This is a genomic window from Paenibacillus prosopidis, from assembly GCF_003337375.1.
GTDB classification, from domain to species: Bacteria; Bacillota; Bacilli; order Paenibacillales; family Paenibacillaceae; genus Pristimantibacillus; species Pristimantibacillus prosopidis.
Map to the genome: position 1 here is coordinate 80,076 of NZ_QPJD01000021.1, position 26,960 is coordinate 107,035.

Below are 26,960 nucleotides of genomic sequence, written 5' to 3' on the forward strand. Positions count from 1 at the left end.
ATGACGGAAAAAATCGAACAGGTACGTGTGTTTTTGGTCGATGACCATCCGCATGGGCGCGAAGGAATGCGCGATATCGTCATGAGCGACGATTCCTTTGCCATTGTAGGAGAGGCGGCGAGCGGCGAGGAGGCGATTGCAGCCATACCTGAAACGCAGCCTGAATTGGTGCTGATGGACATTAATATGCCGGGAATGGGCGGTCTCGAAGCGACACAGCAGCTGAAGCTGCTTATGCCTACTTTGAAAATCGTGATGGTAACGGTATCTGATGACATTACCCACCTGTTCGAAGCGATTAAGCGGGGAGCGCAGGGCTATTTGCTCAAAAATTTAGCGCCATCGGCCTGGATGGAATATTTGCGCGCTGTATCGCTTGACGAGGCGCCGATGTCTAAGGAGCTTGCGTTCCGGCTGCTGCAGGAATTTTCAACAGACAAGGGACAGGAGGCAAAGCGGATAGCGGGCAAACCACAGAAGCTGAACAAAGACGCGGCCATCATTACGACTCCTTTGACGGAACGGGAGAAGGAAGTGCTGGAGCGGGTTGCTACCGGTGCGTCAAACCGCGAAATTGCCGGCCAATTTGGACTGTCTGAGCATACGGTCAAAAATCACCTCAAAAACATTTTGCAAAAGCTTCATCTCGACAACCGGGTGCAGCTGACACGCTACGCGATGGAGCAGGGACTGATCGAAAGGTAAATGCCGTGACATGACTTGCTTAATGTCTTATCTAAACATAACTGCTTCCGTTCCATTGATAAAATTCGAGCATTTCAAGGTCGATTTCGATCCCGATCCCATGGCCGGAGGGAACGGTAATTTCTCCATCCGACGGATAAATCGGGATTAATTTAGTAAACGGATTATCCATAACATCCCATTCAACAGGCTCGATGGTGTCCGTTCCCATTTTGCTCCATGCTTCCAAACAGGCTTGAGCGAAAATGGCGTATAAGCGCGTTAATGCACCGTCAAAGGTATGCGGCGTTGTACGTATGCCGAAATTTCTGGCAAGCCTTAATGTTTCCCTGTATCCGTCTATCCCTGTGACATGAAGAGGGTCGGGAGTGATGAAATCAAGAGCATGCTGTGTAAGGATAGGAAGGAAATCGGCCGCCGCCTCGATATTTTCACCGCCGGCAAGCGGTGCATTTAAACGGTTTCTCAGCATCGCATAGCCGGCAGTGTGGCTAATCGGCAGCGGTTCTTCAACCCAAAGGAGATTAGGCCATCCCTCAAGAAGAGATTGCCATTTAAGAGCAGCAGCCACATCATAGCTTTGATTGGCGTCCAAAGCCAATTCAATCTTTCCTTGCAGCGAGTTCTGTATTAAGAGGATATGCTGTTGATCCTCAGCGATAGATTTTCCACCTATCTTCACCTTGATTTTATCAAATCCCTGATTAACCGCATTTTCAACGGTCCTTAGGGAATGCTTTTGCCAGTCCATCTCTTCCGAATAGGACTGAAACGAAGCATAAACGGGCACTTTCTCGCGAAACTTGCCTCCCCAAAGGCCGCATACGGAAACTCCGCATATTTTTGCCATAATTTCGGTTAATGCCATACTAACGGCCGAAGCCGCGCGCGTATGCCATTTTTTTATGCTCCGGACTAAAAGGTTTCTATCGGCGACAGATTTTCCGGTCAAATAAGGAATGATACGCTCGTGAAATCCTTTATGCAAGGTTGGAAGCCAATCGACGCATTCGCCCCAACCCTCGACGCCGGTATCAGTCGTTATCCGGATCATATAACAGGCCCGGTACGATTTAATGCCGTTGGCGTCCCCATACGGCTTAGGAAGGCGATAAAAGAGCGGAAACGTATCGATTTTATGAATCTGCAAATTATGCAGCCTCCTTAACTTTTAATTGCCGATTAGTTTGGCGTAGCGGAAAAAAAGATTTCATTGTAGACAAAGCACTTTGTAAACTTTTTCAATACCTGACACTTAAACCGCCCGGCTTGAAATAATTCCAAATAGCTGTCCTCATTACGTATATAATCGCCGTCATCATACCAGTTCATAAACCGGTTATTAAATTTATTTTTATTGCATAGGTATGGCTCCATGACAATGACTCTTCCACCAGGCTTTAAGATCCTCTCAAATTCAAGCAGATAATCCTTGATCTGATCGTCTGATATGTGATGAAGAACCGCAACTACAATAATATAATCAACCGATTCATTATGCGTCGGAATCCGTTTTTCATCAAATATCATAAAGTTGTGGTTCGGGTAAAGCCGCTTGGAAAGATCAACCCTCTCTGCACTCGGTTCGATCCCTAGATAATGACTGGGATTACATATGGAACAATTTGCGCCGGTACCGGACCCAAAATCCAGCACGGCTTTATTGTCCAAAACGAAATGGCTCTCAATGTGGTCGTGGATGTATTTTTTTGTAAACCATCGCGGACGAACAAACCAATGGTACAATTGCGGAGAAAGATGCATTTTGTCAGTACTCACCACCATTTCTTTAAAGTAACGAAACATAATTTAACTCTTTCCTCCAGTAAACATACATGGAAAATATTACTGATCCGGAAAAAACAAAAAGCGCATCTCTTTATAAACCATAAAGAAGATGCGCTTTCGCTTTCTTCAACCTCGATTAATGGACTGGTTCGTTATCTATAATAAGTTCATCAACCAGTTCGTTTTTGAACATCAGAGAGAGGTTAAGACCGTCGTAGTCCCTTTCTTTGTCAAGCTCCTTCATTAGCGCGGAAGTAATAGCTCCAGCATCGTTGACGTTGGGTTGGTCGCGGAAATCAATGAAGCCGGTTAACCGGCGATGCCTAATGTTTACAGTTGCGGTTCCGATCGGTAGTTTTCCGGCAGTATGCTGATAAATCTCGTAGGTTAAAACTTCTCCGTCATCACGGGCTAAAATGACGTTAAAATCTTCCTCCTCCGCAGAATCCCTGATTACCTCGACCGGAGTATCCAATAGGTCATCGTGGGTCAATTCCACGGTTTCTAATAGTTCCCCATTGAATTTATGGTTAATAATGAATGTATCCACAATATCTTCATCAAAATCCGAAACCAGCAGCTCAGTGATATTTTCGACTTCATCGTCATCCGGCTCGATTACCCAGCGTACATCCCCCGAAATGTGCGCATGGTCAGTTCTGAGTAAGGCCTCAGCTATCCATTTTCCTTTGTTGTCGTAAACCTGATAATCGATGCGATTCCGTTTTTTGTTCACCATTACCAATTCGTATTCGGCGGATTCCCAATCCTCCGCTGACACTTCGTTCTCGTCGGAAAAATGAGTTTGACGCTGTGGGCTGTAATCTTGCCGGTCTCGAGTAGTAAACTCCTCTGCGTTAAACTCCTCTGTCTTGGCTTCATAATCCTCCTCAGCCGTAGTTACAATATCATCGAAACGGCTGAAAGTCATGACAACATCGCATGCCTCTGCCCCGACTGCATCGATCAAGGATTGAATATAGTCCTTCAAGTAGGATTCGACGCGTTGTTTGTAAGCAGGCTTCAATGATTCCTTGTCCAGCTGGACGGACCCCGTGACGCGGTCTCCTTCCCTGTATACCAGTGTTAAGGAACCCGCAAACCGGCCGCCTACCATAATATCACTGAATTCTCCCCCGGCCGTTCTAAGGTTCGGCCTGATTTCGATATTTCGCATGTTTTCGCCTCCCGTATGATTATAAAGCAGCGTTTGTTAATGTTCCCGAACCGGGACGGAAATATAGATGCCCCTTTGAGCTCCGCTGTTTCTGGAATAATTTATTTCAATTCAAGAGAAAATAAACCAGGAAAAAAAGCTTTAAAGAAGGTTGGGAAATCCTATGAAAGCAAGACATAAAAAGGCCATTATGTTCGTGGTATGCCTAAGTTTGCTTATTACCGGCTGCACGGGGGAGTCTGGAGAGCGGATCAAACAACTGAAAGCAAAGTCCAATGCCACAGTAAATCAAAACAACAAACCCGTCGTATTTATCATCATCGATTCTTTGATGGACAAGCCTCTGCGGAAAGCGATGCAAGAAGGCCGCGCTCCCGCTCTGCAGTTTTTGATCAATAACGGAAAATATTTTCCGAAGGTCGTCAGTTCGTTTCCCACGATGTCTGTGACGATTGACAGTACATTATTAACAGGAGTGTATGCAGACCGGCACCAAGTGCCTGGACTAGTCTGGTACAGCGGTAAAGAAGGCCGCATGATTTTTTATGGAAATGGTGCCAAGGAAGCCTTGAAAATCAATCAACCGCAAGTACTTATGGATGCTATTTATCAGTTGAATCAGGTTCAATTGAACAAAAAAACGAAAACGATACATGAGGAGCTGGCTGAAAAAGGAAAAAACTCCGCATCGATCAATGCTGTCGTTTTTAGAGGGAAAACGGCGCATGCCTTACGCATGCCGCAATGGGTAGCGGACAGCACAAGTTTACCGGAACAAATCAATGTAACAGGACCGAAATGGTTATCCTATGCGGCGCTTGCACAGCAAGATCCGAACAATATCCTGGATACCACAGTCTGGAAAAAATATGGAATGAACGACGAATTATCCGCGCAGGACACTGCTTATCTTATTAAACAAAATAAACGTCCAACGGTCACGATTACTTATTTTCCGGAAAATGATAATGTCGTCCATCGAAAAGGCCCTTCTGAATTGGGGGGGATTGAAAAAGCCGATCAAGCGCTACAGGAGGTGCTGGGTGCTTACGGCTCATGGGATCAAGCTGTAAAAAACGCCATATGGGTCGTCATGGGAGACAGCGGGCAAAGCTATGTCTATGATGACCGGAAAGCAGCCGAGGTTGATTTAAGGCCGCTTTTGAACCGGTACCGTATAGCAAAATTAAATCAAACTGTCAGGACCGAGGACCAAATTGTGATCGCCGCTAACGAACGGATGGCCTATGTTTATGCGATAGATGCTAAGGTTGAGATATCTGATCTCGTGGAGCTTTTGAAAAACGAGGAGAAGCTAGATATCATCGCTATGAAAGACGGTAAAAATATTCGTATCACTGCAGGGATAAACGGCAAAACGTTTTCTTACCGCCCAGGCGGAAAGTATGTGGATGAATATGGGCAATCGTGGACATTTTCGGGCGACTCCGACCTCGTGGATATTATGATAACGAACAACCGGATCAAGTATGGAAAGTATCCTGACGTACTTGCCAGATTATACGGGTCCATGAATTCTCATGAAGGAAAATATGTTGTCGTCACGGTGCAGCCGGGATACGAAATTGTCGGTGAAAATTCTCCTACCCACTTCAACGGAGGGGCCCACGGTTCGCTGCATGAACTGGATTCACTTGTGCCATTAATTGTAACCGGAACGAGTACCCGGCCTAAAACATTGCGATCTGTTGATATCAAAGACTGGATTCTGAAAATAGTTAACGGATAAGCTGGCAAATCATATGAAACACGAACCTTAATTGTTGCAACGCTGCAACAGATTGCATATAATAAAGATTAATATTTCATATTCGCAGTAAAGCGATGATGGAGAAAAGTACGCAGTGCTTTCGTACAGGGAGAAGACGCCGTAGATTGAGAGCGTCTTTGTGAAATCAGGCTGCCGAAGTTCGCTCCGGAGCAGACCCCTGAAACGCTGGCGCAGCTTGCTGCAAGGCGCGGGTAGGGAGTGTCCGGTTCCCGCCGTTATGGGGCTAAGGGATTGCAGTCCGCCGTCAGGCGATAGATGACAGGCTGGCATGTAATCCGAATTAGGGTGGTACCACGGTTCTTTCGTCCCTTTAGGGAGAGAGGGCCTTTTTTTGTGTCAAGATTTATGGAAGATGATATGGAGGCGAAGAACGATGAAGGAAAGATTGGAAGGGCTGCGCATCGAAGCGCTTCAAGAGCTGCAGCATGTGGAAACGCCGCAGCAGCTGAACGACTTGCGCGTAAAGTACTTAGGGAAAAAGGGCGCGCTTACAGAAATTTTACGCGGAATGGGCGGATTGAGCGCGGAAGAGCGTCCGGTTATCGGTCAGGTTGCGAATGATGTCCGAGCGGCAATTGAGACGGTTATCGAGGAGAAGCAGGAGGCGTTCCAGCAAGCTGAAACGAACAACCGACTGCTCGCCGAGACGATTGATGTGACATTGCCGGGCAAGCAGCTGCCGACAGGCTCTGTGCATCCGCTCAATAAGGTAGCTCAAGAAATCGAGGATGTGTTTATCGGACTAGGCTATACGATAGCGGAGGGCCCGGAGGTTGAGGAGGATTACTACAACTTCGAGGCGTTGAATTTGCCTAAAAACCATCCGGCACGCGACATGCAGGACTCGTTCTACGTGACGGATGATATTTTAATGCGCACGCACACGTCGCCTGTACAGGTCCGCACGATGAAAGCGATGAACGGAGAAACGCCTGTCAAGGTTATTTGCCCGGGTAAAGTGTATCGCCGCGATGATGACGACGCTACGCATTCGTTCCAGTTTAATCAAATTGAAGGACTCGTTATCGGCAAAAACATTCGGATGAGCGACTTGAAGGGGACACTGCTGCAATTCGTCCAGCAAATGTTCGGAGCGCAAGCGCAAATTCGTCTTCGTCCAAGCTTCTTCCCGTTCACAGAGCCGAGCGCCGAGGTTGACGTGACTTGCGTGCAGTGCGGCGGCCATGGCTGCCGGATGTGCAAGCATACGGGCTGGCTTGAAATTCTTGGCTGCGGCATGGTGCATCCGCGCGTGCTTGAGATGGGCGGCTACGACCCGGAAGAGGTCAGCGGCTTCGCTTTCGGCATGGGCGTTGAGCGTATCGCGCTTTTGAAATACGGCATTGACGACATTCGTCATTTCTATACGAACGATCTGCGGTTTTTGAGTCAATTTGCGAGAATGTGACGAAGAGAAGGGAAGAAGAGAAATGAACGTATCCTATCAATGGTTAAATAAATATATCGATCTGTCGGGTTATACGGCCGAAGAGCTGGCGGAGAAAATGACGCGCGGCGGCATCGAGATCGACAGCGTGGAATCCCGCAACAAGGGCGTGACCGGCGTCGTTGTCGGTTATGTGAAATCGAAAGAAAAGCATCCTGATGCGGATAAGCTGAACGTTTGCAAGGTGGACGTCGGTACGGGCGAAGAGCTGCAAATCGTATGCGGCGCCAAAAATGTCGATGCAGGCCAGCTTGTTCCCGTAGCGGTTATTGGGGCGAAGCTTCCAGGCGACTTCAACATTAAGCGCGCGAAGCTGCGCGGCGTTGAATCACAAGGCATGATTTGCTCGGCGAAGGAGCTTGGCCTGAACGACAAGCTGCTGCCGAAGGAGCAGCAGGAAGGCATTCTTGTGCTGCCTGCAACGACAACGATTGGCGCGCCAATCGGGGAAGTGCTTGGCATTAATGATGAGGTGCTGGAGCTTGATCTGACGCCGAACCGTTCTGACTGCTTAAGCATGCTGGGCGTAGCGTATGAGATCGGGGCGCTGACCGGCCGCGAGGTTCGTCTGCCGGACACATCCGTTAATCATACTCCGGTCCGTACCGATAGTCTCGTATCTGTTAGCATTAGCGCAGCTGAGCAATGCTCGCATTATTCGGCTCGTTATATTAAAGGGGTTAAAGTCGGCCCTTCTCCTTTGTGGCTGCAAAACCGTTTGATCGCTGCAGGCGTGCGTCCGATTAATAATGTGGTTGACGTGACGAACTTCGTCATGCTGGAATACGGTCAACCGCTGCATGCATTCGATGCAGACCGCGTGCCGGGCGGACGTATTGACGTCCGGCTTGCAAAAGCCGGCGAAACGCTCGTAACGCTGGACGATCAAGAGCGCCGCTTGGAGCCTCATATGCTCGTTATTACGGATGGCAATCAGCCGATTGCGCTGGCGGGCGTAATGGGCGGAGCAAGCACCGAGGTAACGGGAAAGACCGTTAACATTTTGCTGGAATCGGCTAAATTCGATGGCGGCACCGTACGGAAAACGTCGCGCCAGCTCGGCCTTCGCTCGGAATCAAGCATCCGCTTCGAGAAAGAAGTCGACCCGGCTAGAGTGATACCGGCTCTAGATCGTGCGGCTGCTCTTATCGCAGAGCTTGCGGAAGGTCTAGTTACCGAAGGTATAGTCGAGGTTTCAAGCGGTCTCGTACAGCCGGCCAAAGTGGATGTTTCCTTGGATAAAATCAACGGCTACCTCGGCACCGAGCTTTCGAGGCTTGAGGTTCAGACGATTTTTGGCCGTTTGCATTTTGAATATGAGCTGTCTGACAGCAATGTGTTTAGCGTTCACGTACCGACCCGCCGCGGCGATATTACGCGCTCTGTCGATTTAATCGAGGAAGTTGCCCGCTTGCACGGCTACGATAACATCCCTACGACGCTTATTCACGGCGATGTGGTGCCGGGCTCGCTTTCGAAGCCCCAGGCGATTCGCCGCGAGCTGCGCAAGCGTCTGACGGATGCAGGCCTTCATGAGGTCGTCAGCTATTCCTTCACGGGACCTGGACGGACGAAGCTATTCCCGGCATTAGCGATGGATACAAATCCGGTTCGCCTGGCGATGCCGATGAGTGAGGACCGCAGTGTCCTTCGGACGACACTTATCGCACAGCTGCTCGAAACAGCTGCCTATAACCGCAACCGTAAAAATGAATCAGCTGCAATTTTTGAAATCGGCAGCGTTTTCCATACCGATGAAGCGCAGCTGACGCGCTTGCCGCAGGAGAAGCACCGTTTTGCGGCGCTGCTGACAGGCAATCGCACGGAAGCGCAGTGGAACGCTAAAGCGGTTCAGGTTGATTTTTACGATGCGAAGGGCATTTTGGAGACCGTGTTTGGCGTGCTTGGATTAACGGCAAGCGTATCGTACGAGGCGGCTCAGCCGGAGCATTTCCACCCGGGCCGAACAGCTGCCGTTCTTATTGATACGCCGCATGGACCGGAAGTGATCGGTTACGTCGGACAGCTGCATCCCGCTCTTCAGCTGGAAGCGGATCTCGCTGATACGTACGTGCTCGAGATCGGTCTGGATTTGCTTTATGAATTAGCGGATTCGGAAATTGAATACAAGGTGCTTCCCCGTTATCCGGCTATGCAGCGCGATATCGCGGTGGTCGTTGATCAAGCGGTGGCGGCTGCCAAGCTGACCGGTACAGCATGGGACATTGCGGGTGAATTGCTTGAGTCTGTCCGCGTGTTCGATGTATTTACGGGAGAGAAGCTTGGCGCGGGCAAGAAAAGTGTCGCAATATCGCTTGTGTACCGTCACGGCGAGCGTACTTTGACAGATGAAGAGGTAACAGAGCTGCACGGAAAGGTTGTTTTCCAATTGGAACAATCTTTTGCAGCGGAATTACGAAAGTAGGCAGGAAACCTTCAAAGTCGCATCGAAATAGTTCCTAGTGAGCTACGATGCGGCTTTTTGTTGCTCTACTTGGACAATGGGAGGATTTGCCTTAATGGATGCTGAACAAACGGTAGTTACGGTTGATATATATGGAGTTCAATATAAGCTTAAAGGTCATTCCAATGTGGAATATATGAAAAGGGTTGCAAGTGCAATCGATGAAAGCATGAAGAAGCTTGCCAAAGGCTATCCGCGTCTGGATATGCAAAAGCTGGCTGTTCTCTCCGCCGTACAAATAACGGAGGAAGTATTTCGTCTGCGGCGGGACAATTCAAGACTCCAAGAGGAGGAGGCTAAGCTGCATGTGCTTAGTCACCAGCTCGAGCTGACGACTAAACAGGCAGAAGCGCTTCAGGCTGAATTGGCTGAGGCGAAACGCGCGACTAACGAGAAGCTCCAAGAGGCGAAGGCTGCTGCTGAAGCGGAGCTGGCAGAAATGCTTGAGCTTGCCGCTGAGCAAGCGAAGGCTCAGCAGGAAGCAGCGGCCGAGGCGCTTAAGGCTCAGGAGGAGAAAATCGCACAGCTTACTGCGGCACACGCGGAACGGTTAACGGCGTTAAAGCTCGAGAAGGAAGAGCAGATGGCAGGGCTCAGTAAGGACAAAGAAGAGCAGCTTACAGAGCTGAGGCAGGAAATACAAGTCAAGCTGTTAGAGCTGGAGCAAGAGAAGGAAGCGGAGCTGGCAGAGCTGCGGCGCGAGAAGGATGAGCAGCTGGCAGCATTGGAAGCAAGCCATGCAGCGCTGTTTGCCGATGTAACAGCAGAGAAAGAAAAGCTGCTGACTGAGCTGGCAGCAAGCTGGCAGAATAAATGGGATGAACGTGAGCAGGGCTGGCTGGCGAATGCTAAAGCTGCGCAATTGGAGCGTGACCGCCTGAATGAGGAACGGGAGCAAGCATGGAAGGCAGAGGCTGCAGAGAAGGAGCAATCGTTCCGCTCGGATCTCGAACGGCGCAGAAACGGCTGGCTGGAAGAGCGGAGCAGGCTGCAGGCACAGATAACCGAGCTCCAGCAAAGCTGGAATGCGGAAAAAGAAGCGTTGGAGAAGCGTATTGCATTAGCAGAGGAACAGCTGGTACGTGCAATGGAGCAGGAGGAGTCTTTCCGTACGTCTTTTGCACAGCTTGAGCAAGAAGGCCGGGATCGCGAAGATCAGCTTAATGAAACCAGTAAACAATTAGCGGAGCTGCAGAAGCACAATAGCCAAGCTAATCACATCATACAGGAGCTTGAGCAGAAGCTCATTCACGAGCGCAATCACGTTTCGGCAGCAGATAAGCGCGCGACGGAATTGCTGCTGCGTCTGAAAGAGGCAAAAGAGAGGGAGCAGCAGCAAGAGCAAAAGCTGATGCAGCTTGAGGAGCGGCAAATGGCGCAAGAGGAGCTGATTTTGCAGCAGCAGCTGGCGCAAGAAGAGCATCTCGATACATTGAGGTCAGAGCTTGAAAAGCAGCGGGAAATGCTTCAAGAGACGCATGAACAGCAATTAATATCGCTCAAGAAAGAGCATGGTGAGCTTCTGCAATCGTTACGTCAGGAGCAGGAAGAGCAGCTTAAGCTGGTAGAAGCAGAAAATGATGAGCTATTCAAGCAATTGGCGGCTGAAAGCAACGAACGATTAGAGCAGACGATAGCTGAGCGGGATGAGCGTTACAAGCATCTTGAAGCTCAGCATAAACAGCTGGTTGCCCTGCACGAAGAGCAATATAAGCAATTAGAAGCGAATCATGAGGAGCAGCTATTGCAGCAGCGTCATGATTACGAGACGAGCATTCATAAGCTGCAAGCACAGCTTGAGCAAATCGAGAAAATAGCAGCATCCGCAGCGCAAAGCGAGCAGTCCTATAAAGCGGAGCTTGAGAAGCTGGAATCGAGAGAGCGGGAGCTAACCGAGCAGCTCGAGCTCACGGCAGCCCGCGAGCGTATTGCGGCGCAGCAGCTTGAAGCGGCTGCAGCCCGTGAGCGGGAATTGAGCGAGCGGCTGCAAGCACAGCAGCAATATGCGGAGCAGACGGCAGCGGAAGCGGTAAGGCTGGAGCAGGAGAAGAAGGCGCAAGAGGCAGACGAAGAGGCGCTGCGCATACAGCTTGAACGGGCGGTGCAGGAGGCTGCGGCGGCATCTGAGCTGCAGGAGGAACTGAGCGAGCATACTTCGAAGCTCGAAAGCGAGCGGGATGAGGCAGCCCGGGCTGCTGAGAAGCTGGCGTCCGAGCGTGATAAGGCAGCCCGGGAAGCGGAGTCGTTAGCATACGAGCGCGATGAAGCAGCCCGCGCAGCAGCTAAGCTGGCTGAGGATCACGCGCATTTGCTTGAGCAGCACCATAAGCTGAAAAACGAGTATTCCAAGCTGCAAACCGAATACAATGAATGGATTGAACTCATCGAACAAAGCTAAAACGACAAAAAAACCCTGCAGTAACAAGCGAGGCTGGAAGCCGATGCTTATCACTGCGGGTTTTTTTCGTGGAAAAGAGTTGTGCTTGAATTAACACGCTGCCCTTGTATAGTTGCCTTTTCCTACCCATAGGAGAGGATCGTGCCGGTAGGACCACCGACAGGCAGGGTTGCCAGTCGAATGAGATCAGGCGTTACGATGGCAGGATCTTTACCGGTTGCATGCATTTCCGTACGAAGCGTACCTGGATTGTACAAGTTAACTAGAATGCCATGCTCATGCTCTTCATCTGCAAGCGTTCGCGTTAATGATTCCAAGCCTGCCTTGGCCGCGCTATAAGCGGCATAGCCGCCGGCTCCGTTCCAGGATAAACCTGAGGTTATATTAATAATTCGTCCGTATTTTGCTTTACGCATGGCTGGCAATACGGCTTTCGTCAGAAGAAACGGTCCGGTTAAATTAGTTGCGATTTGATTTTGCCATTCGTCAGACGTTAATTCAAGTACTGTTCCAGGCTCAAACACGGCGGCATTGTTTAAAATAATATCGATCCGGCCCCGTTGCTGAAGCGCAGCCGTTACGGTATCCAGTACTTGCTGCTCATCTGAGACGTCAGTTTGCAATATCAGCGCGTCTTTGCCCGTCTTTTGCTTAACTGCTGCTGCTGTTTCCTCAAGCTTAGCCTTACGCCTCCCCAGAAGGACGACATCCGCACCTTCGGAGGCGAAAGAAATTGAAGCTGCGCGGCCCAGCCCCGTACCGGCTCCGCTGATTATGGCGACTCGATCGTTTAATACTCCCATAACCGTTCCTCCATTCCTTGTTCGTATTGTGACTATCTTATCAGAGGTCAGTTAGCAGCGGAAGAGGCAGAGCTATCAGACTTTCTTACTTAATGGGTAAGGAAAGATTATATTAATGCGGCTAACTTGCTCCTGCAAGATCTTAACCGGATTACTGAAGATCTATTGTGGATTTTCGAGACTGTCGATTAACTAGCCATAAGCGAAACTTCGGACGGAATCTGAGTAACAGCATGCTACCCCAAAGAATCATTCATACGAAATTAGATAAAACTTGATTGAAATAGTAACGATTTTTAGGGATGTCTAGAATATATTTTATGACGTCTTCTCGCATTTATTCGCAGCAATAAAAGCAATATAAATAAACCCGCAGCATAAATGCCGCGGGTTTATTTATTTACTCTACAACTAATGTAGCTTTCATTTGTCTATGGCCTTGTCCGCAGGGAACGTTGCAAATCAATTCGTATGTTCCAGCTTTCGAAAAGCTGACAGGGACTGTTTTGCCATTTTCGATTTTATCATAGTCTGTGTTTAGGATTTGTATGCCATGTACGCCATCAATCGATTTAAGCGTAAGATTGACCGTTTCGCCGGCTTTGATCTTGTATTCCTTCTGATCAAACTCCCAGTTGGATGCCGTGATAACAAGCTCCGAGGATGCTGCGCCGCTGTCAGCGATACCTGTGCTAACCTCCTGATTAGCTGCGTTGTTCGTGCCTTTGTTGGTACCGCATGCTGCAATGACAAATACGACACACATGACGCTGGCAAAAAGTAACCATTTTTTCATTTGTAAAGCTTCCCCTTTCAATATGTTAACTTTGTTAAAATATAAGAAAGTATAAATTTGAACCTTATACGATGCTTATATTTCACCGCGAAACGAGCTTTTGCCGCCAAGACGGCGTCAGCCGTTTACGCTTGTATGGCTTGAATATTTTTATTGTAACCTATCTGGTCTGTAAATACAGTGACAGGAGTATGACAAACTGATGAATAGCATGTGAATGCAGCAAGCAGCCCTTGAAGGCCGTATTGGGCTGTCAAGGGCTGTCGCTGCAACATCATTTAGGCACGTTCGCGTCTGCCTGCGTCATAAGGGGTGCTGACCGGAATGAACAGGTCAATAATCCCTATGACAAGAGCAGCCAATATGGCGCCAAGCCATGTTACGGTAACGTCTCCGACGATGAATTGGGCGATCCAAATGACCGCTGCGCTGGCAAGAAAGCCGACGATACCGCGTCCAAATGGCGTAATCCGTTTTCCAAATATACCTTCAATAATCCAGCCGATCGCCGCGATGACGAGAGCAAGAAATAGCGCGCTCCAAAATCCGCCGACAGTAAACTGAGGAACAATAAACCCGACTATCATTAACACAATCGCGGCTACAATAAAGCGGACAACGTGGCCCAAAAACCTCATATCATAAACCCTCCTTAGCATAAACTTACGGTTTGTGTAGCAAAAGTCACTTCATAAGGCGGTTCAATCGTTACTATTGTGACCATTTTAGCATGAATTATGTATGGATTTGATGCTGGGCCCGTGCATAGCGTTCGCGGTTCGGATATAATAATAGGGCGAGAGGAGTGTTATTTGTTGGATACGAAAATTTTGACGACACTAGAGTTTCCTAAAATCATACATAGATTATCGCAGCATGCCGCAACATCGCTCGGTAAATCGGTTTCAGAAGCACTGCAGCCGGTTTCCGACCTTGAAGCGGTTAAGCTCATATTGCAAGCTACGGACGAAGCTTATACGGCAGACCGGCTTAAAGGAAGCGCGCCATTCGGCGGAATCGTCGACATTAAAGCGCCTCTGCATCGTGCCCGGATCGGCGGTACGCTTAATCCTGCCGAGCTGATGGATATAGCGGCCACCGCTCGAGGCGGACGCCGCGTTAAGAAGCATATCAGCGTATTGAATGAAGAGAATCCCATTCCGATGCTTCAGCATATAGCGGAGCAGATCAGTGAGCACAAGCCGCTCGAGGATGCCATCTTTGACTGTATCGATGATCAAGCTGAAGTTATGGACAGCGCCAGCACAGAGCTCGCTTCGATTAGACGCGAGCTGCGCAATGGTGAATCTCGTATTCGAGAGAAGATGGAGCAAATGATTCGTTCCTCTTCCGTGCAGAAGATGCTGCAGGACGCTATCGTGACACTCAGAAACGACAGGTACGTTATCCCGGTAAAGCAGGAGTACCGTTCCCATTTTGGCGGCATCGTGCATGATCAATCGGGATCGGGAGCGACCTTATTTATTGAGCCTGAAGCAATCGTAGCCATGAATAACAAGCTGCGTGAGCTCAAGGCCGGAGAGCTGCGCGAGATCGAGAAAATTTTACAAAAGCTGACCGCTCACACATCGGATCATGTTGAAGATCTGCTTTTCAACTTAGATTTGCTTGGCCAAATCGACTTCGCATACGCAAAGGCGCGGCTTGCGCATGAGATGAAAGCGACATTGCCTCGAATGAACGATAGAGGGTTTCTAAAACTTAAGCGGGGCCGTCACCCGTTAATCGCTGCCGATAAAGTGGTCCCAATAGATGTGGAGCTCGGCAACAATTATACGGCAATCATTGTGACCGGGCCGAATACAGGCGGAAAAACCGTCTCGCTCAAAACAATCGGGCTGCTTAGCTTAATGGCGATGTCAGGCTTGTTCGTGCCTGCTGAGGATGGAAGCCAGCTATGCGTATTTGACGCTATATATGCGGACATTGGCGATGAGCAAAGCATCGAGCAAAGTTTAAGTACATTTTCCAGCCATTTGAAAAATATCATTCGTATTTTGAGCTCCATGACATCCAAAAGCCTAGTGCTTCTGGACGAGCTTGGGGCCGGAACAGACCCCGCAGAAGGCTCAGCGCTGGCGATTGCGATATTAGAGCATGTACATGCGATGGATAGCCGTATTGTCGCGACGACGCATTACAGCGAGCTTAAGGCTTATGCCTATAATCGAAAGGGCGTTATTAATGCAAGCATGGAATTCGACGTTGCAACGCTAAGTCCGACTTATCGTCTGCTTGTCGGCGTTCCGGGGAGAAGTAACGCGTTTGCCATTGCTGAACGATTAGGACTTGACCGTTCGATTATTGACCACGCCCGGGGCGAGGTTAGCGAAGAGGACCAACGGGTTGAAAATATGATTGCTTCGCTTGAGGAAAATCGATTAGGGGCTGAATCGGAACGTCAAACGGCAGAATCGCTCCGTCGTGAGATGGAAACGCTCAGAGCGCGTCATGAGGCGGAACGGCAGCGGTTCGAGGAGCAGAAAGACAGGCTGCTGCTTAAAGCACAGGAAGAAGCACGCGAAGCAGTAGCGAAAGCCAAGCGGGAAGCGGAGCAAATTATCTCCGATTTGCGCAGGCTGGCATTGGAAGAAGGCGCTTCGGTTAAGGAGCATAAGCTTATTGAAGCACGCCGAAAGCTGGATGAAGCTGCGCCTGAGCTGCAGAAAACGAAGCGCGGGGGTACGAAAGCAGCGAATAAGCCTGCGAAGATCGAAGCAGGTGACGAAGTGACCGTATACAGCCTGAACCAGAAAGGTACGGTCGTCGAGATCCATGGCTCTGATGCTACAGTGCAGCTTGGCATTATGAAAATGAAGGTTGCCTTGGACGACCTGGAGCTGCTTAAATCATCGGCATCCGTAAAGCCTCAGCAGCCGAAGCAAGCGGCAAGCCTGAAGCGTTCACGTGATGAGAACGTCAAGATGGAGCTTGATTTGCGGGGCGAAAACCTGGAGGAAGCTATTCTTGAGGTTGACCGTTTTTTAGATGAAGCGTTTTTGTCGGGACTTGGTCAAGTGTCCATTATCCATGGCAAAGGCACTGGTGTGCTTCGTACGGGAATCCAGCAGTACTTGCGGAAGCACAACCATGTAAAGAGCTTCCGTTTAGGCAATTACGGTGAGGGCGGAGTTGGCGTTACAGTAGCGGAGCTTAAGTAACAGTCACCCTGCCTTCGTACATGAACACGTTTGATGATGGAGGGGTCAGGTTTTGGATAATGAAGTCGATATGCTGCTCAGCAACCCGTATGCCGCCTCTCTCGTGTACGTATCGGTAACGGTTCTTTCCCTTATTGTGTTTTTGTCATGCTTTGAATTCGTTACACGCTATAAGTGCTGGAGTGAAATCAAAAATGGCAATATGGCAGTAGCTATGGCAACGGGCGGAAAAATATTTGGGATTTGTAATATTTTCCGCTTTTCGATTGAAGCGAATGATTCGGTTTACCAAAGCTTGATTTGGGGTGCTTTTGGATTCGTCATATTAATGGCGGCCTATTTTTTATTCGAATTTTTGACGCCTGTATTTCGGATTGATGAGGAAATATCACGCGACAACCGTGCCGTCGGGCTTATCGCTATGATGATATCCGTTTCGATTTCCTACGTTATCGGAGCAACTGTCATAATTTAAAATATAAGAAAGTATAAATTTGAACCTTATACGATCCTTATATTTCACCGCGAAACGAGCTTATGCCGCCAAGGATGGCGCAAGCCGTTTACGCTTGGTTGGAGGCAGCTTTAATGAAATATTTATGGGGAATTTTACTTGTTATCGCTATTTTATTTTTTGCATTCGGAGTCGTTTACTTAATGAACAATTAGAAGGGAAGAAACGTAAATGGGAGAGCATGTCATTTGTCCATGGTGCTTGACAGAAATTGTTTGGGATGAGGAATTAGGGCCTGAGGAGCTATGTCCGCACTGCGGAAGCGAGCTGAGCAATTACCGGTCCGTACAGCTCGGCTTGGAGAGCGATGAACAGCAGGAAGATTTGGAAGAAGAATATGAGGAAGAGGCGCATGAGGAAGAGGATTATGAGAGTACGGATCATAAGCGCTGGTTAGAGCAAGGAGAAGGCTATCGCAGCGGAAGCATCGCCAGGATAGCGGTCGAAAGCACGGTTCAGCGTATTGTCGATGACCAGGAGGAAGCTCCTGAATGTCCCGCTTGCCGTGAGTATATGATAAAAGCGGGAATTCAGACGATAGGCGATCAGCATTTTACTCCGGCTATTGCACCGGCTATAGGCGGACCGGTTTTGACTGCGCCATTTCAGATCGAAATGTATGTATGTCCAGCTTGCTTCAACACCTCATCTTTGCTCAGCCAGCGAGATCGGGAGCAAATGCTTGAACGTTTAACTCCGAGTGAATAGCGCTCACTGGTAATATTGGACGGGCATGGCTTACGGCGATTAAGGGAACCTTACAAAACGTATTTCTGACCACAACGGTAATGGATGAGTGCAGTTAAAAGCTCATTCTGACGGCAGGAGGAAACGTTTTGGCAAAAACGACATTAGGCGGACAAGCCGCGCTATTATTAATCGTACAGGGATTGTTCGCTGTTGCAAATGCGCTGTCGGGTACTTTCGTGCCGGTTTACTTATGGAAGGCCAGCCAGTCGTACATGCTGATCGGTTGGTTTGCGTTAAGCCAATATGCAACAAGCGGATTAACGTTCTGGATTGCAGGGAAATGGGTCAAAGAGTATAACAAAATGAATAGTCTGCGCATAGGCATTATATTGTCGGGAGCTTTCTATTGCGCAGTGCTGCTGCTAGGACCGCAAGCAAAAACATACAGCGTGCCGCTAGGTATTTTAGACGGGATGGCGCTCGGATTTTTTTGGATCGCGTTTAATGTCATTTATTTCGAAATAACCGATCCTGATAACCGCGACCGTTACAACGGGTGGGCAGGACTGCTTGGTTCCGCCGCAGGTATAGTTGCCCCATGGGTTTCTGGTCTGCTCATTACATCGATGAAGGGTGAGCGCGGGTACCGGTTCATATTCACCTTGTCGCTGGTCATTTTCGCTGTCAGTGTCGTACTCAGCTTTTGGTTGAAAAAAAGACATGGACAAGGAACCTATAACTGGAAGCACGGCGTGCAGCAGCTTATGAAGAAAGGGAACCCTTGGCGTCGCATGTTCCCGGCTATTGCGGCACAAGGCGTGCGCGAGGGCGTATTTATGTTTCTTGTCGGTCTTACCGTATATGTAGCAACGAAGAACGAAAGCAAGCTGGGGATGTATTCGCTCATTACATCCTTTGTAGCCCTCATCAGCTTCTGGTTCGTCGGCAAAAAGCTGAAAAAGAAAAATCGCAAACTGTCGATGCTGATTGGCGTCGTGATGATAGGGGTCGTTATTTTGCCGCTATTCTGGAACGTTTCATATACGACGCTGCTGCTGTTTGGTATCGGGACGTCATTATTTATGCCGTTTTACATTATACCAATGACATCGAGAGCGTTTGATTTGATCGGGGCATCGGAGGAAAGCGCACGCGAACGCGAGGAATTTATCGTGCTTCGGGAAGCAGGACTTGTGATCGGCAGAGTCATTGGATTATCTTCTTATTTAATCGTTTTGCCGCTGAACGATTCACCGCTTGCTATTACATGGCTGATGTTTGCGGTTGGCATTGTTCCAATTGCGGGCTGGTGGTTCATGAAGCCATTTCTTGAACAGCAGCAGAAAGCATAATATTGAATGGTTGGAAGGAGGCGGAGCAGATGCCGAGAGTAGTATCGGATATAACGAAATTGATCGGAGATACGCCGGTTGTCCGGCTGAACCGTCTTTCTGCGGAAGGCAGTGCTGAGGTGTGCGTCAAGCTTGAGCGGTTTAACCCTAGCGGAAGCGTGAAGGACCGCGCTGCTTTCTCGCTTATTGAGGATGCGGAACAGCGCGGGCTGATTCATCCAGGTGACACCCTTATAGAGCCCACGAGCGGAAATACAGGTATCGGGCTTGCGATGAATGCGGCAGCGAAAGGGTACAAAATGATTTTGGTCATGCCGGACAACATGACGGCGGAGCGGATTAAGCTTCTTCAGGCTTACGGGGCAGAAGTCGTACTTACCCCTGCGGCTGAGCGGATGCCTGGGGCAATCCGCAAAGCGGAGGAGCTTCGGGCTGAACGGCCAGGCAGCTATATTCCGAATCAATTTGAAAATATGGCGAATCCCAATATTCACCGGATTACGACGGCACAAGAAATTATGAGGCAAACGGAAGGTAAGCTTGATGCTTTTGTGGCGACAGCAGGTACCGGGGGAACGATAACCGGAACGGGAGAAAGGCTCAAGGAACTACTTCCTAATCTATTTGTAGCTGTCGTTGAGCCGCAGGGCTCGCCTGTCCTGTCTGGCGGGAAGCCTGGTCCTCATAAACTTGTCGGTACAAGTCCCGGCTTTGTACCAGCCATACTGAACACATCCATTTATGATGAAATTATTCAAGTTTCGGATGAAGATGCATTAACCACGATGAGAAGTCTGGCTACCAGGGAAGGATTGCTGCTTGGTCCATCTTCCGGCGCTTCGGTATGGGCGGCGATGCAAATCGCAAAGAGGCTTGGTACCGGCAAGAGGGTACTTTGTATTGCCCCGGACACTGGTGAACGATACATGAGTATGGACATATTTTAAGAGGAGCATTCGAGAGAGAGGGGTGGACTTACGCCCACTCCCTTAGCGATTTCTGAATTAATTCTCTTCGCTCTTCAATATAATCGTGAATAAAGGATGGCTCTGAAAGAAAGGAGTCGTAGCTTGCTTTTCGCGTATAGTCATTACGTATGGCAGGAGATAGACGCTGGTGCATCTTTTGGATGACCGGCTGAAGATTTTCAACGGTAAATGATTTTTTAAGCAGCTTTTTTATAATTTTGCTATATTTTCGGCGGCAAGCCGGGAACGTGAAGAGCTTGCTGGTCAGCGTGTTATAGCCTTCCAAACGGACAAGGTCGCTACCGCAAGGCTTCCCGTAACAATTTCTTCCCCATGTTCCCTCATAATCCCACGGAATTATTCTATATTTTTCGCTTGACCGATGCTCGTAGATTGCGTAATTTTGATCAAATCCATCATAATTCCCCGTCAAGACTGCACCCGCCAGCCACAATAAATATTGTGATATATCAAGCCTGCGGGCAGTGAATGTACTTAAGCTTTTACCAGACTTGCGATTAAGATTCCGAATAAAAGAAACGAGCCGGCTCTTAGTGCCCGTCTTCCCATGCATAATCTCATAGCCGTCGAATAACGAGGGCTTCCTGTGTTTCGATTCCGGATCGATTAAGCTAAAGTCAGCGCTGTCGTTTACAGCATAAATGAGCGAGCGGTAACCGATTCCCCGTTTCTCAAAGAACAGTCGGTCAACGGCCTCAATTTCCAAATAAACGCCTTGCGGCACCCCGTTGATTACAAGCCAGAAGTGGTTTGTCTGAGGTGAAGGTACCCCGATTTTGTTGAAAAAATAAAAGGAAAGCGCGTTGCGCATCATCGAAGGATCGTCAAATTCGGCATTCCAATGAAGCGTTCTGCCCCCTTCAAGGCGCACCTCATATGACTTTTTGGAATAATTGCGCGTATGACCGCCCCGCAGTCCAAACTTAGCTTTGTATAGGTTCCCCTCTTGTTCCAATTCAGCGGGTTTAAATGATTTACCCCAAGCGTTGCTTTGAATTTCTTGAAGATCAGAGGCATTAATCCGAATGGAGCGAGTAGGCAATATTTCAGTGGCCATTTAACCATCCCCCGAGGCAAAAGATAAAGCCTACCGTCAGACGATAGGCTTCTATTTTATTTACCGTATTCAGTTGGCGCCTAGAAGGTCACTGTTATTTCTGTATTTATAAGAAGAAATAATCAGAGTCGACTCTATTATTTTCGTAATGGGGCATTCGCTCAATCTTCAATAAATAGATAGTAATCTAGTACCACTGCTATAGGGGATACATATAAATATATTACATATCGCTTCCCATGATAGATGAACCGAATCAAGTATAGGAGGGATGCTCGCCGCAGTTCATTCATTATGCTGGTGATAGGCTCAAGGCGTCGGTAGTGATGTAACGTTTTGGAAATCTACTAATGAAATTATCGGAGGGATTTTTTTATGAATTATTGTTGTAACAGTTACGTGGCTGGACAGTACGATTTTAACTACGTCAGTCCAATGGTTAGTCCAACTAGCAACAAAAGCGGAATCAAAGATCACAACTTTCTTGCAAGCTTGGTAGGTAAACACGTTAAAATTAACCGCGGCGGACCTGAATCGCTTGAAGGCAAGCTGCTTGCGGTAAAAAGTGACTACCTTGTATTAAGCACGGACAAAGGCATCGTTTATATCGCTACCAGCCATGTGAAAAGCATCACCGAGTTGGAATGCGACAAAAGCGGCAACAAAAGCGGCAACAAAAGTGGCAACAAAAGCGGCAACAGAAGCGGCCACAAAAGTGGACGCCGCCACCCGGATTTTATAAATGCCAATACTTTCGAAGGAGTTATCCGGGCGTTAAACCAAACATTCGTACAAATTAACTGGGGCGGTCCGGAGAAGGTCGAAGGCTTCATTGCGCAGGTAGGAAGAGATTCTATCCTACTAGTCTCAGGCAAAGAAGCTTTGCTAATTCAGATCGATCACATCAAAACGATCAAAGAAGTATGCAATGACAAATCTAACGGCAACAAAAACGACAACAAAAACGATAACAAAAACGAAAACAAAAAAGACAATAAAAAAGATAAAAATAAAGGCAAAAAAGGTGCTAAAACTTCTACTTTCCGCTTAGTGCAAACAATGACTCGTCGTTCGAGCAAATAAGGCGATTTATGCCGGGCTAAGGTCTCGACCTTGCCCGGTTCTACTACCTACTCGGATGAAAGGAGGTTGATCGCATGAAAAACCGTCATCCGCTGCTGGACCGACAGGTCGAATTAGAGATTTCAGGGAAAGTGGCACCTATACGGGGGAAATTGATAGAGTTTGGCCAAGATATTTTAGTGATCCATAACGGAACACAATTTTTGTATATACCGCTAATCCATCTACAGCAGCTCCGTGCCTCGACGCGTGAAGAGGAAGTCATTTTTGAAGTTCCGGAAATGCCTTTTGAGCCTTATAATGAGCCGATTTCGTACCGGAAAATATTAATGAACGCCAAAGGGATGTTTTCCGAGATCTATATTACAGGGAACCAGTCCATCCATGGATACTTGACGACTGTGATGAATGATTTTTTTGTCTTCTACTCCCCCGTCTATCATACTGTCATCATTTCGCTCCATCATTTGAAATATTTAATTCCTTACAATCCGAACGTAACGCCGTACACGTTAACGCCAGAGCAGTTTCCGCTTAAGCCGTCGCCTTTAACACTCGCGCGAACGTTCGATCAACAGCTGCGTAAATTAATCGGGGAATTTGTCGTTCTTGACTTAGGTGAAAATTCGAACAAAATCGGTGTTTTAAAAAGCGTAGATCAGAGCATGATCGAGCTTGCAACAGCTAGCGGAAATGCCGTAATTTTACATTTTGACCATGTAAAGACGGTTCATATTCCGTAGTTTCATAGACTGTGCTCAAAGCTAATTAGCGGCTTGGGGACAGTCTTTTTTATGGCAAAAAAAATGTAAGAAGAATGGCGGTTCATGCATTTAGAAAATCATTTCGGGAAACAGTACAACGTAAGGAAGTGATTGGAAAATGAATGTAAAGCCGTTTGGAATATTGCCTGCCATCGCGATTTTGATTTTATCGGTCGGGCTTGTGAATCACGTAATCTCCGTACCGATGCTGCTCGGCGCTGCTCATAGGGACGCATGGATGTGTGTGTGGGTTGCGATGCTTATCCTACTGCCTTGGACGGCCATTCCGTTATTCGGGGCTCTAAAAAAAATGAAGCAAATACCAATCGATCAATGGCTGCTGCAGCGGCTGCATCCGGTTTTTGTATGGCTTCTAATTACCGTTTTTTTGGCAGATCTGCTATTGATCGCATATGAAACGTTAATTGTGACATCCTCCTGGACGGCAACGACCTATTTGCCGAATACGCCGACTTTCGTAATTGAGATCGTTTTTTTGGCGCTTTGTTTGTTCGCAGCCAGTTCGGGCTTGCGAACCATTGCGTACATGAGTTGTCTGCTGCTTCCGCTAGTTGTGCTGCTTGGTGATTTCGTCATGTCTACAAATATGCCGCACAAGGATTACCGTTATTTGCTGCCAATGCTCGAGAACGGCATATCTCCGGTAATTCAAGGAGCAAATCGCGCAATTACTGCATTCAGCGAGCTGTTCACACTGCTGTTTATTCAACATCATATAAAAGGAACGTTTAAGCGTTGGCATCTCATTTTACTTGTATTGTTTCTTGCGCTGCTCACCTTTGGTCCAATTACCGGAGCGATATCAGAGTTTGGTCCTGCCGAAGCAGAAAGGATGCGCTATCCCGCTTTTTCGCAGTGGAGACTGGTATCCATAGGACGTTATTTGGAACATGTCGATTTTTTCGCCGTCTTCCAGTGGTTGTCCGGCGCACTCATCCGGCTTTCACTTGCCATACATATCATTGAGGAATTTGGACCCGTACGGCGGTTAAAACGGAAATGGGTTTCAACCGCTTTGTTAGCAGTCGTATTGGCTGTTCCTGCTTATTTTGGAACAAAAAATATGATGTTATATCGTTTAGTTCAACAATGGACCTTCAGTTATTTAGGTTTATTTATGGTATTTCTCGTGGTTTGTGTTTGGGGGGCCAGCTTCCTTAAGAAGAAGCAGGGCAATAAACAGCTGAAAAAGTGCGATGCGGAGGAGGTTATGCAGTGACAGTTCATGGCGGATCCGGTACAAATGATGAAATGACGGTCGAGCAGTTTAAGGACTGCTTGCGGGAATGCCGCGACGTCATTGAATATACCGTAACGGTAGGCAAAGACAAACAGCTGGAAGTGAGAATGTTCTATTGCGACGGCATGATCGACAACCAGCAGTTTCATCTTGGACTGCTGCCTCAGTTAGAGAAATGGGATGAGCAGCCCGAACCGTTTCTAGAGAATGTCGAAGAAGGCCCGGAAAAACGAACCCTCATGTTCACCTATATAAAACAAGGTCCGAACAGCGCTCATCTGTACGCGCGCCTGTTTGCAGGCAGTGTGATTATCTCGTTTTCTGACCGTAACGGTTTCTATGAATACAATATTGCAAGCCAACCGGCGAGAACTCCCGAGGAATCCACGATGGAGCTGTCACTTAAAGGACCGCGTGACGGCTTTGTCGAGCAGCTATCTGTTAATCTCGCCTTAGTCCGCAAACGACTAAGAACACCAAATATGCATGTTGAATACCGTAAAATCGGCAGCGAATCGCAAACGGAAGTAGCGCTGCTCTATATGGCGGGACAAGCAAAGCCGGAGCTTATAGAGGAAGCGAGAAGAAGGCTGGATGCCATTGATATCCCTTCTCTAAATGGCGCAGGCCAGCTGGAGGAGCTGTTATCCGATAAGCCGTTAGCGTTTTTTCCTTTACTTGAATACATCGGCCGGCCTGATTATGTCGTGCAATCTCTTATGAACGGGAGATTTGCGGTTTTGGTGGATGGATCTCCCGCCGCGCTTATCGGTCCGGGTAATTTGATGCTTCTAATTAAATCACCTGAAGATACGCATCTGCCTTATTATTTTGTTTCTGGTGAACGGATACTGCGGCTGCTCGGTTTAGCGCTGTCGTTATGCTTGCCGGGCTTTTGGATCGCATTGTCAGCCTTCAATACGGATCAAATACCGTTTACGTTGCTTGCGACAGTAACCATTTCACGTATCGGCCTGCCGATATCCGCTACCATGGAGATGTTCCTGATGCTGGGGATGTTTGAGGTGTTCCGGGAAGCAGGGGTTAGGCTTCCGAGAGCGGTCGGACAAACGGTGTCGGTCGTCGGCGGTCTTATTGTCGGGGATGCGGCTATCCGTGCCGGAATAACGTCTCCTACGATGCTTGTCGTATCCGCGGTTACGGCAGTATCCACGTTTACGCTCGTTAATCAGTCGCTTATCGGCTCGATAAGCATTATCCGGTACGTTATCCTAATTCTTTCCTCTTTGCTCGGTATATTCGGTTTTTTTGTAGGATTGTTTGCCGTTCTTATCTATATGTCCACATTGGAATCGTTCGGGCGTTCCTACTTGGAGCCGCTTGCCCCGATTCATTTCAAGCAGTGGATACCGGCGCTCCTTCAGAAGCCATGGAAGCTTCGAAGCGGCAAAAGGGGGCGGGCATGATTCATTTTGAAAAAGGCAAGGCGCGTCGGCTGCTGCGCCGAGGAGGAATGCTGCTTCCCGCCTTAATGGCAGCACTACTGCTGCAGGGCTGCTGGGATGAGGTCGACTTGCAGGATGTCAGCTATGTGTCATCGATCGGCATTGATTATAAGGAGGAGCAATTCACTATTTATGCGCAAATGATTAAGTTTGCTCAGGTGTCGAAATCCGAATCGCCGCAGCCTGACCCGAACCCCGTATGGATCGGGAAAGGAAAGGGGGACACGGTGATGCTTGCCTTTAACAACCTGGCACGGGCAGGACAAGCCAACATCAATATCGAGCATTTAAAAACAATCGTAGTCCATGAAAGAGCGCTCAGCAAAATAAACGATATCATTGATGGTCTAAACCGCCAGCGCGCATCCCGCTACACGACCTGGGTGTTCGGATCGAGAGTGCCGATCGAGGATGTACTTACAACCGATACTTTTTTTGACCAATCGCCGCTTAATAGTATCTTGTATATACCGGTGCTGCACGAAAATCAGCACAGCTTCATTCGCCCGCATGAGATGCAGCTTGCCGTTCAGTCGCTGAAGGAACCATCCAAGACGACAACGCTGCCCGTATTGGATGTTAGCGATGCTTCTTGGCAGCGCGGCAAGAAACCGTTGCAGACTCAGCTGATAACAGGCATTTTCGTATTTAGAGAGCTGAAATATGTAGGATATTTGCCCGAAACATCAGTTGAAGGGCTTCGCTGGATGAATCCTGAATTTGAGCAATATATGCTCAAGGCAGAAGGGGCGAACGGCAAGGCGACAATGGCTGTCCGGTCAACGCGAGGGGAGCTGAAAGCGAAGTTTAAAAAAGGGCAGCCTGAGTTCGTATGGAGGCTTAAGCTTCAGGGGGAGGTTGCAGAGATTGACGGCACGATCAAGAAGGATGAAATCATTGCCTCGCTTGAAAGTCAGGTTAAGCGGCAAATCGATGAGACCTATAAGAAGGGGCTTGCAAACAAAATGGATCTTTTTGATTTGAGCCACCATTTATACCGGTACCATCATGCGCAGTGGAAGCTGACGGCTTCCAAGGAAGATTGGCTGCCTCGTGCGGATCAGCTCAAGGTTGAAGTGAAATTTCAGCTCACGCACTCCGGCAAGTTTGAATTGAACAATGACACATAAATAAAGGAAACATTGTCCGTCATGCGGTTTTACATGTTAAGACCCTTCGGGGTCTTTCGTTTTTTGCTTTGCAGGATGTTCGAATTCGTTGTAAAATATTCT

The 26,960-nt window shown here is 48.3% G+C and carries 22 protein-coding genes; 15 read left to right on the forward strand and 7 right to left on the reverse strand.

Annotation, left to right across the window (positions count from 1 at the left end; genetic code table 11):
• A complete protein-coding gene (locus tag DFP97_RS26200; protein WP_114383629.1) occupies window positions 1-705 on the forward strand; it encodes a response regulator in 705 nt (234 codons plus the stop codon).
• A 31-nt stretch (window positions 706-736) separates the two neighbouring features.
• Here the strand turns inward: DFP97_RS26200 and DFP97_RS26205 are convergent, their stop codons facing one another.
• The 3 genes from DFP97_RS26205 to DFP97_RS26215 form a co-directional block, all read right to left on the reverse strand.
• Window positions 737-1,855, reverse strand: a complete 1,119-nt coding sequence (locus tag DFP97_RS26205) for a mandelate racemase/muconate lactonizing enzyme family protein (RefSeq protein ID WP_114383630.1) — start codon at window positions 1,853-1,855, stop codon at window positions 737-739.
• Between the two features lie 32 nt (window positions 1,856-1,887).
• Window positions 1,888-2,511: a class I SAM-dependent methyltransferase gene (locus tag DFP97_RS26210; RefSeq protein WP_114383631.1), complete on the reverse strand. Its 624-nt coding sequence runs from the start codon at window positions 2,509-2,511 to the stop codon at window positions 1,888-1,890.
• Window positions 2,512-2,629: 118 nt separating this feature from the next.
• Window positions 2,630-3,670 carry a hypothetical protein gene (locus DFP97_RS26215; protein WP_114383632.1) on the reverse strand — a complete coding sequence of 347 codons (1,041 nt, stop codon included), beginning with the start codon at window positions 3,668-3,670 and terminating at the stop codon, window positions 2,630-2,632.
• Window positions 3,671-3,833: 163 nt separating this feature from the next.
• Between DFP97_RS26215 and DFP97_RS26220 the strand changes: the two genes are divergently transcribed.
• From DFP97_RS26220 to zapA, 4 genes are all read left to right on the forward strand, one after another.
• A complete protein-coding gene (locus DFP97_RS26220) occupies window positions 3,834-5,420 on the forward strand; it encodes an alkaline phosphatase family protein (protein ID WP_114383633.1) in 1,587 nt (528 codons plus the stop codon).
• A 415-nt stretch (window positions 5,421-5,835) separates the two neighbouring features.
• Window positions 5,836-6,870: a phenylalanine--tRNA ligase subunit alpha gene (gene pheS / locus DFP97_RS26225; RefSeq protein ID WP_114383634.1), complete on the forward strand. Its 1,035-nt coding sequence runs from the start codon at window positions 5,836-5,838 to the stop codon at window positions 6,868-6,870.
• A 22-nt stretch (window positions 6,871-6,892) separates the two neighbouring features.
• Window positions 6,893-9,334 carry a phenylalanine--tRNA ligase subunit beta gene (gene pheT / locus DFP97_RS26230; RefSeq protein ID WP_114383635.1) on the forward strand — a complete coding sequence of 814 codons (2,442 nt, stop codon included), beginning with the start codon at window positions 6,893-6,895 and terminating at the stop codon, window positions 9,332-9,334.
• A gap of 94 nt (window positions 9,335-9,428) precedes the next feature.
• The gene (gene zapA / locus DFP97_RS26235) at window positions 9,429-11,771 is read left to right on the forward strand and encodes a cell division protein ZapA (RefSeq protein ID WP_181873686.1); all 2,343 of its coding nucleotides are present in this window, start codon (window positions 9,429-9,431) and stop codon (window positions 11,769-11,771) included.
• A 122-nt stretch (window positions 11,772-11,893) separates the two neighbouring features.
• On the opposite strand, the gene DFP97_RS26240 is transcribed toward zapA, so the two are convergent.
• From DFP97_RS26240 to DFP97_RS26250, 3 genes are all read right to left on the reverse strand, one after another.
• A complete protein-coding gene (locus DFP97_RS26240; protein WP_114383637.1) occupies window positions 11,894-12,574 on the reverse strand; it encodes an SDR family NAD(P)-dependent oxidoreductase in 681 nt (226 codons plus the stop codon).
• 400 nt (window positions 12,575-12,974) lie between these two features.
• Window positions 12,975-13,370 (reverse strand): cupredoxin domain-containing protein, encoded by a 396-nt coding sequence (locus DFP97_RS26245; RefSeq protein WP_114383638.1) that lies wholly within the window; start codon window positions 13,368-13,370, stop codon window positions 12,975-12,977.
• A gap of 278 nt (window positions 13,371-13,648) precedes the next feature.
• A complete protein-coding gene (locus DFP97_RS26250; protein ID WP_114383639.1) occupies window positions 13,649-14,008 on the reverse strand; it encodes a phage holin family protein in 360 nt (119 codons plus the stop codon).
• Between the two features lie 177 nt (window positions 14,009-14,185).
• On the opposite strand from DFP97_RS26250, the gene DFP97_RS26255 reads away from it, so the two are divergent.
• The 5 genes from DFP97_RS26255 to cysK all read left to right on the forward strand — a co-directional run bounded on the left by DFP97_RS26255 (window position 14,186) and on the right by cysK (window position 20,055).
• Entirely contained in the window at window positions 14,186-16,552 is a 2,367-nt protein-coding gene (locus DFP97_RS26255; RefSeq protein WP_114383640.1) for an endonuclease MutS2, read from the forward strand.
• Between the two features lie 70 nt (window positions 16,553-16,622).
• Complete coding sequence (locus DFP97_RS26260) at window positions 16,623-17,027, forward strand: DUF350 domain-containing protein (protein WP_425453561.1); 405 nt, start codon at window positions 16,623-16,625, stop codon at window positions 17,025-17,027.
• 210 nt (window positions 17,028-17,237) lie between these two features.
• A complete protein-coding gene (locus tag DFP97_RS26265) occupies window positions 17,238-17,774 on the forward strand; it encodes a hypothetical protein (protein ID WP_114383642.1) in 537 nt (178 codons plus the stop codon).
• Window positions 17,775-17,902: 128 nt separating this feature from the next.
• Window positions 17,903-19,108, forward strand: coding sequence for an MFS transporter (locus tag DFP97_RS26270; protein ID WP_114383643.1), 1,206 nt, complete (start codon window positions 17,903-17,905; stop codon window positions 19,106-19,108).
• Between the two features lie 29 nt (window positions 19,109-19,137).
• A complete protein-coding gene (gene cysK, locus DFP97_RS26275) occupies window positions 19,138-20,055 on the forward strand; it encodes a cysteine synthase A (RefSeq protein ID WP_114383644.1) in 918 nt (305 codons plus the stop codon).
• Window positions 20,056-20,083: 28 nt separating this feature from the next.
• On the opposite strand, the gene DFP97_RS26280 is transcribed toward cysK, so the two are convergent.
• Entirely contained in the window at window positions 20,084-21,154 is a 1,071-nt protein-coding gene (locus tag DFP97_RS26280) for a CotH kinase family protein (RefSeq protein WP_114383645.1), read from the reverse strand.
• Window positions 21,155-21,529: 375 nt separating this feature from the next.
• On the opposite strand from DFP97_RS26280, the gene DFP97_RS30450 reads away from it, so the two are divergent.
• The 5 genes from DFP97_RS30450 to DFP97_RS26305 all read left to right on the forward strand — a co-directional run bounded on the left by DFP97_RS30450 (window position 21,530) and on the right by DFP97_RS26305 (window position 26,858).
• Complete coding sequence (locus tag DFP97_RS30450) at window positions 21,530-22,237, forward strand: DUF2642 domain-containing protein (RefSeq protein WP_147275092.1); 708 nt, start codon at window positions 21,530-21,532, stop codon at window positions 22,235-22,237.
• 74 nt (window positions 22,238-22,311) lie between these two features.
• Window positions 22,312-22,980: a DUF2642 domain-containing protein gene (locus tag DFP97_RS26290; protein WP_114383647.1), complete on the forward strand. Its 669-nt coding sequence runs from the start codon at window positions 22,312-22,314 to the stop codon at window positions 22,978-22,980.
• Window positions 22,981-23,119: 139 nt separating this feature from the next.
• A complete protein-coding gene (locus DFP97_RS26295; RefSeq protein WP_114383648.1) occupies window positions 23,120-24,241 on the forward strand; it encodes an endospore germination permease in 1,122 nt (373 codons plus the stop codon).
• Window positions 24,238-25,689, forward strand: a complete 1,452-nt coding sequence (locus tag DFP97_RS26300) for a spore germination protein (protein ID WP_245976609.1) — start codon at window positions 24,238-24,240, stop codon at window positions 25,687-25,689. The genes DFP97_RS26295 and DFP97_RS26300 overlap by 4 nt, the downstream gene beginning before the upstream one ends.
• A complete protein-coding gene (locus DFP97_RS26305; protein WP_181873687.1) occupies window positions 25,686-26,858 on the forward strand; it encodes a Ger(x)C family spore germination protein in 1,173 nt (390 codons plus the stop codon). Before DFP97_RS26300 ends, DFP97_RS26305 begins: the two co-directional genes overlap by 4 nt.
• The last annotated feature ends 102 nt before the right edge of the window (window positions 26,859-26,960 follow it).

What these genes read in the sequence shown, in the direction of transcription:
- DFP97_RS26245 (WP_114383638.1), bottom strand. Translation starts at nt 13,370, where the DNA reads ATGAAAAAATGGTTACTTTTTGCCAGCGTCATGTGTGTCGTATTTGTC.
- DFP97_RS26295 (WP_114383648.1), top strand. Translation starts at nt 23,120, where the DNA reads ATGAATGTAAAGCCGTTTGGAATATTGCCTGCCATCGCGATTTTGATT.
- DFP97_RS30450 (WP_147275092.1), top strand. Translation starts at nt 21,530, where the DNA reads ATGAATTATTGTTGTAACAGTTACGTGGCTGGACAGTACGATTTTAAC.
- zapA (WP_181873686.1), top strand. Translation starts at nt 9,429, where the DNA reads ATGGATGCTGAACAAACGGTAGTTACGGTTGATATATATGGAGTTCAA.
- DFP97_RS26280 (WP_114383645.1), bottom strand. Translation starts at nt 21,154, where the DNA reads ATGGCCACTGAAATATTGCCTACTCGCTCCATTCGGATTAATGCCTCT.
- pheT (WP_114383635.1), top strand. Translation starts at nt 6,893, where the DNA reads ATGAACGTATCCTATCAATGGTTAAATAAATATATCGATCTGTCGGGT.
- DFP97_RS26240 (WP_114383637.1), bottom strand. Translation starts at nt 12,574, where the DNA reads ATGGGAGTATTAAACGATCGAGTCGCCATAATCAGCGGAGCCGGTACG.
- pheS (WP_114383634.1), top strand. Translation starts at nt 5,836, where the DNA reads ATGAAGGAAAGATTGGAAGGGCTGCGCATCGAAGCGCTTCAAGAGCTG.
- DFP97_RS26305 (WP_181873687.1), top strand. Translation starts at nt 25,686, where the DNA reads ATGATTCATTTTGAAAAAGGCAAGGCGCGTCGGCTGCTGCGCCGAGGA.
- DFP97_RS26250 (WP_114383639.1), bottom strand. Translation starts at nt 14,008, where the DNA reads ATGAGGTTTTTGGGCCACGTTGTCCGCTTTATTGTAGCCGCGATTGTG.
- DFP97_RS26200 (WP_114383629.1), top strand. Translation starts at nt 1, where the DNA reads ATGACGGAAAAAATCGAACAGGTACGTGTGTTTTTGGTCGATGACCAT.
- cysK (WP_114383644.1), top strand. Translation starts at nt 19,138, where the DNA reads ATGCCGAGAGTAGTATCGGATATAACGAAATTGATCGGAGATACGCCG.
- DFP97_RS26210 (WP_114383631.1), bottom strand. Translation starts at nt 2,511, where the DNA reads ATGTTTCGTTACTTTAAAGAAATGGTGGTGAGTACTGACAAAATGCAT.
- DFP97_RS26265 (WP_114383642.1), top strand. Translation starts at nt 17,238, where the DNA reads ATGGGAGAGCATGTCATTTGTCCATGGTGCTTGACAGAAATTGTTTGG.
- DFP97_RS26290 (WP_114383647.1), top strand. Translation starts at nt 22,312, where the DNA reads ATGAAAAACCGTCATCCGCTGCTGGACCGACAGGTCGAATTAGAGATT.
- DFP97_RS26220 (WP_114383633.1), top strand. Translation starts at nt 3,834, where the DNA reads ATGAAAGCAAGACATAAAAAGGCCATTATGTTCGTGGTATGCCTAAGT.
- DFP97_RS26215 (WP_114383632.1), bottom strand. Translation starts at nt 3,670, where the DNA reads ATGCGAAATATCGAAATCAGGCCGAACCTTAGAACGGCCGGGGGAGAA.
- DFP97_RS26260 (WP_425453561.1), top strand. Translation starts at nt 16,623, where the DNA reads ATGCTGCTCAGCAACCCGTATGCCGCCTCTCTCGTGTACGTATCGGTA.